Source organism: Haloferax profundi (assembly GCF_001469865.1).
GTDB lineage: Archaea > Halobacteriota > Halobacteria > Halobacteriales > Haloferacaceae > Haloferax > Haloferax profundi.
Genome location: NZ_LOPV01000154.1, coordinates 1 through 432, shown reverse-complemented (window position 1 = coordinate 432; position 432 = coordinate 1). Strand labels below are relative to the sequence as shown.

Genomic DNA, 432 nt, shown 5'->3' with positions numbered 1-432 from the left:
GAGACTCATCAACCCGTCGTCGCGGGTCACGGGACAGAACACCCGGCGGTCGGTACAGGCGAGTGAGTGGCCGACGTACGTGCCGAGCGAGACGGACCAGCGTTCACGGCCTCCGACCAACCCGCTCCCACCGCGCTTCAGGGCGACCAGTTCGCCCGCGCCGGTACCGACGTAAACGGTGTCACCTACGATACTCGCGGCCGACGTTCCCTCGTCTGGCGAGTACGACCAGCGTTCTTCACCCGTCGCGGTGTCGAGTGCGCGCAGGTCGCCTCTGGAGACGTACAGACGCTCGCCATCCAGCGCGAGTCGCTCGTGGACGCCCTCGTCGTCTTCCCAGACCACGCTGCCGTTCCGCCTCTCCAGTGCGGCGATGCGGTCCCATCCGGCGACGTACACTCGTTCGTCGCCGACGACCGGTGCGACCGGTTC

The 432-nt window shown here is 67.8% G+C and carries 1 protein-coding gene; it reads right to left on the bottom strand.

Annotation, left to right across the window (positions count from 1 at the left end; all coding sequences use genetic code 11):
• A partial coding sequence (locus tag AUR66_RS08190) for an outer membrane protein assembly factor BamB family protein (protein ID WP_157533032.1) occupies positions 1-432 on the bottom strand: 432 nt, incomplete at both ends.